The following is a 6,860-nucleotide window of genomic DNA, read 5'->3' on the forward strand; positions in this document are numbered from 1 at the left end:
ATTTGAAAAAGCACTAACAACAAAAGTATAATTATTAACTATTGCAGGTTTTATTTAGCAAAACTGATAGTTAAATGAAGAAATTTTTTCGCTTTGTATTTCACCTCATTTCAATTCTAATACTCACGATTCTTACACAAATTGGAGGCTTGGTTTATCTGTTTACGCTAATACTAGTAAGTAAAAAAAGCAAAGTAAGAAGTATAAAGAGAGCCGGCACTTTTACCATCTTATATTTAATCTGTACACTTTTAGTAGTGCCAAATCTGGCTCCTTTGTTAGGTAGAGAAAAGATCAAAGAATCTGAATCGATTGTAGCGCGCTCCATCATATTTACTTTGGCTAATAGAAACTATGTAAAGCCTGAGCTCAATAATGTACTTGCTCAAATTGCAAGTGATTTTGAAAAGAAGCATGCAGGAATCAAACTGGTTTATTTGGACGCCAACTTTCCTTTTTTTGATAAGTTTCCACTTTTGCCACACCTCAGCCACAATGATGGAAAGAAAATAGACATTGTCTTTATTTATGAAGACAGTGCAGGAACGTTGACGAATTTAAAGCCATCTAGAAGTGGATATGGCATTTATGAGAGTCCAACAGCAAAAGAATTTAATCAAATAGTATTATGTAAAGAGAGAGGTTACTGGCAGTACGATTTCCCGAAATATTTGACTTTAGGAGAGGTGAATCGAGACCTAACATTCTCCCAAAAGGCGACTAAAAATTTGATTAAAATAATATTGAGACAAGCAGCGGTTGAAAAGATATTTATCGAACCTCATCTAAAAAAGAGGATGCATTTATCAAACAACAAAATCAGATTTCATGGTTGTGGAGCTGTAAGGCACGATGATCATATCCATCTTCAAGTGAAGTAAATGAAAATCTATTTCATTTAAGTGTGAAATCTACACATGATATTGCGATGAAATGAATTAACTTGCAGGCGAAAATTTACTTTACTACCAGACTTTTAACCCTAGATGAAGAAGATAACTAAACTATCATTTATACTTATCTGCTGTTTAATTACAGTACTTTCCACTGCCGGGTTTGCACAAGCTCAAACAGGCAAAATGGCTTACACAGTTTCATTTCCTGAGCCAGCTAGCAATGGCTTGCATGTAAAATTGCAAACTTCAGGTTGGCAGCAAGACACCCTCAATTTTAAAATGCCTAAATGGATGCCCGGTTATTATCAGATTATGGATTATGCCGATGAAATTGTAAGCATTTCAGCAGAAGATAGCAAAGGGGAAAAACTCACTTTGGATAAAATCAACGAGAACACTTGGCAAATTACAGGTGTAAAAAACAAAGCTTTTACGCTGAACTATGATATAAAAACCAGTAAACAGTTTGTGGCAAATAGCTATGTAGATGCTGAACATGCTTATTTGATTAATGCCAGTACTTTTTTCTATGTGGATGGATTTATCAATATACCGGTTGCAGTTAAGGTAGAGATGAATGAGGCGTGGAGTAAAATTGCAACAGGATTAACTTTGGTAAAAGGAAAAACGAACGAGTTTACCGCACCAGATTTCGATATTTTATACGATTGCCCTATTCTAATTGGTAATATGGAAGAACTACCTTCTTTTGAAGTAGGAGGTAAGTTACACCGATTTGTTGGTTACAAATTAGGCGACTTTGACCACGAAGGTTTTATGCAAAAATTAAAACTAATGGTAGAATCTGCTGTGGCGATTATTGGCGATATTCCTTATAAAGAATATACATTTATTGGCATTGGTCCGGGTAGGGGTGGAATTGAGCATTTAAATAATACTACTGTAAGTTTCGATGGAAATAGACTTAATTCAGATGCTGCTATGAATGGCGTACTCAACTTTCTAGCACATGAATATTTCCATCATTATAATGTAAAACGCATCAGACCTTTTGAGTTAGGGCCATTCGATTACGACCAAGGGAGCAAAACCAATTTGCTTTGGGTGAGTGAAGGTTTATCGGTTTATTATGAGTATTTGGTGATTAAAAGAGCTGGCTTGGCAAGTGTAGAAACCTTGTTCGAAGATTTTGAAAACAACATCAATGTAGTTGAAAACAATCCGGGTAAAAAATATCAATCACTGGTACAATCAAGCTACAATACTTGGAAAGACGGGCCATTTGGCACGCAAGGAGAAGAAAAAGGAAAAACAATCTCTTATTACCAAAAAGGCCCTGTTGTTGGTTTGCTGTTAGATTTTGCTATTCGCAATGCTACTAAAAATGAGAAATCTTTAGATGATGTAATGCAATATGTGTATTACAGATATTATAAAGAATTAGGCAGAGGTTTTACAGATGCTGAGTTTGAGCAAACTTGCGAAACCGTAGCAGGTGCACCACTTACAGAGATTTTTGAATATATCTACACTACCAAACCTCTAGATTATGATAAATATCTGGGCATGGCTGGTTTAAAGTTAGAAGCAAATCCTGCTGAAAGTGACCCAGAAAAGAAAGTGTATAAGCTAAAGCAAATTGAAAATCCTACAGAATTGCAGAAAGAAATCTTTCAATCTTGGATTGGAGAATGATTATCTGCGCAGTATTGAATAAAATAATGGATTGATTATTAACTTCGCTTACGTTTAATAATCAATCCTAACTCATATACATGAGCCCAATTTTTTAAACTCATGGAAAAAATCGTATTTATTGGCTATAAACCATTTGCTGGAAAAGAAACTGAACTCGCAGCTTTACTCGAAATTCACTGGCAAACGCTCAAAATCGAAAGTCTGGTAACCGACAGGCGACCAATTATTGTAAAGGCAGAAGACGAAACTGTGATCGAGGTTTTCGGTTGGAAATCTAAAGAAGCAATGGAGCTCGCGCATTCCAATAAAATTGTATTAGATATGTGGAATGAGTTTTCTAAGGTGTGTGAATATGTACCTGTAGGCGAACGCAGCGAAATGAAAGAATTGTTTTCTGAGTTTAAGCCACTCAATTAGTTCTAAGAGCTATTTTATTGAAATGTAATGGTACTAATTGAATATCTTTTAGTTTGATATTCTAGGCCTTACCTTTTAAATAAAAGGGATTGAAAATCAAGGTTTTAAATGCATTAATGTATAAAATAAAACCCCGCAATTAGCTAATAAAAGCTTTTTTCGGGGTTTTTGATTTGTTAAATTGTAGTGTCTAATCACAATTAACACTACAATATATGAGAGATCAACAGCTTTTCCAACCACAAGATTACTTAACTCCAAAATGGTATTTATTTAAGAGTAGTAAATTGGGTAATGTTTATGATAGCATCCCTTGGGAACAACTTTCTGCATGTCTGCCTAAGAAAAATAAAGGCCCTGGTGCTCCTAGCTGGTTTTCGCCTCAGGGCATGTTTGGCTTAATGTTTCTAAAAGCCTATTTAAACCTGAGTGATGAAAAGCTCATAGCACGCTTTAATACCGATTGGAGCCTTCAGCTATTTTGCAATAAATTGCTACAGGATCATCAAAAGATTAAGGATAAGGCCATTTTAAGTCGAATCAGGACGTATATGGCGGACCATACTGATTGGCAACAACTTCAAGAGGTACTACTCCAACACTGGAAAACAGACATGCATAATACGCATGTGCTCTTAATGGATGCTACTTGTTATGAGAGTTATATTCGTTTTCCTACCGATGTTAAGCTGCTCTGGGAGAGCTGCCAATGGGTGTTTGAAAAGCAGCTTTACAGATACTGTAAAATATTAGGAGTAAAACGACCTGGCTCCAAATATATAGATCAAAAGCGCATGCAGATGTCTTATGATCGTAGTCGTAAAAAGACATATAAAGCTGGTCGCAAGCGTAAAAAGTCATTGATATATCTACTATCCAAAGGATTGGGGCAACTGCAATGCCTACTTAACGAAAATCCACAAATACAGCTTCACTTACATGAGAGAACATATCTAAAAACTATAAAGAAGATAATCGAGCAACAGCAATTCTTGCAGCAGCATCCAGCTAAAGAATTGAAAAACAGGATTGTATCACTTCCCAAGGCTTATGTTAGGCCGATAGTGCGAGGTAAAGAAGCTAAAAGGGTTGAGTTCGGAATGAAGGCACACCTGCTTCAGGTGGATGGTATCTGCTTTATCGATACCATGGAGTTCCGCGCTTTTAATGAAAGTACCAGACTGAAATTAAGTAGTTTAAAACATAGATCGATATTTGGCTCACTTCATCAACTAGGAGCAGATCGCATTTACGCCACCAACAAAAACAGGAAGTATTTAACAGAAAAGAAGATATTTACCTGCTTTCCAAAGAAAGGTCCTAAAGTAAACAACCCTGCTGAAAGCCAACTCAGAAGTCTCATCTCTAGCCAAAGAGCCACGGTGATGGAGGGAAGTTTTGGCGTGCATAAAACAGCTTATGGCCTCAATAAGATCAAGGTTAAAGGAGAAAAACGAGAAATGATACACGTTTTTTTCGCAGTTATGATGGCCAATGCCGTTAAGATCAGCAAAAGGAAATCAGAACAAGCCCCTCTACTTCAGGCCGCCTAAACCTAAAGCTGAAAAGCCTATGGGATGAGTGTGTCTATACTATCCAAAAGCAATATTTTCCAGTTTTATCAATAGGATTACTCACAGTATTGTACTTTTTAAATAGTCCAAAACAGCAGGTACCAAGATTTGAAACAAAAAAAAGCTGAACTTTATCTATCCAACTCTTATTTTTTATTGGTCTTAATCAATTTTCAAGGAGGCCCTATTCTATACCAATTGGGTGCTAACTTATAATTTGTGCCTTTTACATTATCATTATTTATTTTTGATTCAAACTCCTGTATTTTGTCATAATTATTTGTGTAGACAAAGGCAGAGTAATGATCTAAGATACCTCTATCTATAAAAAAAAGTATCGTATACCCGCTTCCGTAATCATCTATTATTATATCATTACCTCCATTTGAAAGTATCCACCCCATCAAGTAGCACATGCTAAAAATAAGAGGATTTATTAGCTCGTGGATTTCCAGTTTTGTGGTAGCAACTCATTTATTTTGTTGATTGGATGCTCTGGAAGTCTTTCAAATATATCTTGCAGATATTCGTATGGATTGATTTGGTGTAATTTACAACTGCCTAATATGCTGTACATCATAGCTGCTCTTTGTGCTGCTTCATGTGATCCAGCAAACAAATAGTTCTTTCTGCCAATAGCCACTGGTCGAATATTATTTTCAATCAGGTTGTTACGGTTGCCGCGCAATCTATTTCTAACCTGCCATCATTAAGATATACATACAGTTTATTGTATCTCTCTGCCAAGTAATGCATGGCTTTACCTATGCTAGATTTCGGCAATACTTTAGGATACTCAGCTACAATCCATTGCCCCAACAAATCCATGATTGGACGAGATTTTTCTTGCCTAAGTTCATATCGTTGCAAGGCATCTAGCTCGTTGTCTCTTGCCTCACGTTCAATAGCATACAATTGCTGGAATAATAGCAAGGCATGTTTGGCTCTGGATTCATCGTTATCCAAAGCTTTTTCAAAGTATCTGCGTACGTGTGCCATACATCCAACAAGGATGATGTTCATCCCTTCTTCTTCAAGGAGCTGATCATAAACTTTGTATCCATCTGTTTGGATATAGCCTTCATAACCTTGTAGCATATTGACAGGGCCTTCTCTAGATCTGCCTTTTTGGTAATCAAACAAAACAACCTGTTGCTCTGGAGAATAATAAGTCCAATAGTAACCACGATGAGTCTTTCCTTTTTTGGTATCATCTAACACCTTAATTGGGCTCTCATCAACCTGTAAGTAATTATTATGCAACACCTCAAATTTTAATGCCTGATATAAAGGGGCTAGCAATTGGCAAGCTGGCTTTAACCAGTTACCCAAAGTACTAGGAGCAATCTTTATCCCTAACTGGTTAAATCTTTTTTGTTGTCTGTAGAAAGGGAGATGGTGACAAAATTTATCCACCAGAATATGGGCTAATAATCCAGGTCCTGGAATACCCTTGCCAATTGGTCTGGCTGGTAGGTTGGCTATATAAAATTCTTCTTCTTTACTCACATAACGTGGCCTGATATAACGACGAACAAATACCTTGGCTGGTGTCATGTCTAGCTCCTCAGTAATTTCTTCTCCAATCTTGCGCATGTGAGTGGTATCCACTTCAGGCTCTAACACTACCTCTTTGCGAGGAAGGTGTGCTGGTAATGGCTGGCGAGATGAGCCTTGTGGCTGCTTTTCGCCAGCAGCAACTCTTTGATAACTGATGGTTTGTTTTACTTTAGCAGGCGTTTCGGCAGGAACATTTTCATCTAATGGCAAAGTGAGTTGCTTGCTATTGGTATCACTAGGAATGAATCGTTCTCGCTTGCTACCGTAGATCAAACGCTTTAATTCTGATAGCTCAGCTTTAAGCAGTTGAACTTGTTCCAAGAGTTGTTTTTTCTCTTCTATCAATGCAGCATTTTGCTCTAATAAAGTAGTATCTCCTGTTCCTGTCATAACTCTAAAATACTACTCAATAGTCAGTTAGACAATGATTTTAGCAACTATTCAAGTGGTTTTTCATAGCGTTTTCTGCGTCTTGTAACTGCCACTTCCAAGCCATCAAGTAGCAACCAAAATTCACTATAACTCAGGTAAATAGAAGACGATTTACTTGCTGGTAAATTAAACGTACCGGACTCAAGCCGTTTATAATAGAGAATAAAACCACTGGGTTCCCAAACTAGAATCTTCAGTCGATCAAGCCGTTTTCCCAAGAATATAAAGGCATCTCCAGAATAGATTTTTTGTCCCATATAGTTTTCTACCAAACCACTCAATCCATCGAAGCCCTTGCGCATATCCGCCGGTTGATCACACA

Annotated in this window: 8 protein-coding genes; 4 read left to right on the top strand and 4 right to left on the bottom strand. The window is 36.9% G+C overall.

Features of this window, described 5'->3' with window-relative positions; all coding sequences use genetic code 11:
* Nucleotides 1–74 precede the first annotated feature (74 nt).
* From OQ292_RS36985 to OQ292_RS37000, 4 genes are all read left to right on the top strand, one after another.
* Complete coding sequence (locus OQ292_RS36985; protein ID WP_284689189.1) at nt 75–881, top strand: hypothetical protein; 807 nt, start codon at nt 75–77, stop codon at nt 879–881.
* A 105-nt stretch (nt 882–986) separates the two neighbouring features.
* On the top strand, nt 987–2,552 hold the full coding sequence (locus tag OQ292_RS36990; RefSeq protein WP_284689190.1) for a M61 family metallopeptidase: 1,566 nt from the start codon (nt 987–989) through the stop codon (nt 2,550–2,552).
* A gap of 102 nt (nt 2,553–2,654) precedes the next feature.
* Nucleotides 2,655–2,972, top strand: a complete 318-nt coding sequence (locus OQ292_RS36995; RefSeq protein WP_284689191.1) for a hypothetical protein — start codon at nt 2,655–2,657, stop codon at nt 2,970–2,972.
* 215 nt (nt 2,973–3,187) lie between these two features.
* The gene (locus tag OQ292_RS37000; RefSeq protein WP_284682082.1) at nt 3,188–4,525 is read left to right on the top strand and encodes a transposase; all 1,338 of its coding nucleotides are present in this window, start codon (nt 3,188–3,190) and stop codon (nt 4,523–4,525) included.
* A gap of 194 nt (nt 4,526–4,719) precedes the next feature.
* Here the strand turns inward: OQ292_RS37000 and OQ292_RS37005 are convergent, their stop codons facing one another.
* Genes OQ292_RS37005 through tnpB form a run of 4 tightly spaced genes read right to left on the bottom strand, consistent with a single transcriptional unit; the run spans nt 4,720 to nt 6,840 of the window.
* Nucleotides 4,720–4,950, bottom strand: coding sequence for a hypothetical protein (locus OQ292_RS37005; protein WP_284689192.1), 231 nt, complete (start codon nt 4,948–4,950; stop codon nt 4,720–4,722).
* A gap of 32 nt (nt 4,951–4,982) precedes the next feature.
* Complete coding sequence (locus OQ292_RS37010; RefSeq protein ID WP_284688844.1) at nt 4,983–5,234, bottom strand: transposase domain-containing protein; 252 nt, start codon at nt 5,232–5,234, stop codon at nt 4,983–4,985.
* Nucleotides 5,210–6,496 (bottom strand): IS66 family transposase, encoded by a 1,287-nt coding sequence (gene tnpC / locus OQ292_RS37015; RefSeq protein ID WP_284689193.1) that lies wholly within the window; start codon nt 6,494–6,496, stop codon nt 5,210–5,212. Before tnpC ends, OQ292_RS37010 begins: the two co-directional genes overlap by 25 nt.
* A 47-nt stretch (nt 6,497–6,543) precedes the next feature.
* Entirely contained in the window at nt 6,544–6,840 is a 297-nt protein-coding gene (tnpB, locus tag OQ292_RS37020; RefSeq protein WP_284689194.1) for an IS66 family insertion sequence element accessory protein TnpB, read from the bottom strand.
* Nucleotides 6,841–6,860 lie beyond the last annotated feature (20 nt).

Origin of the sequence: Chondrinema litorale (genome assembly GCF_026250525.1) — a bacterium.
GTDB classification, from domain to species: domain Bacteria; phylum Bacteroidota; class Bacteroidia; order Cytophagales; family Flammeovirgaceae; genus Chondrinema; species Chondrinema litorale.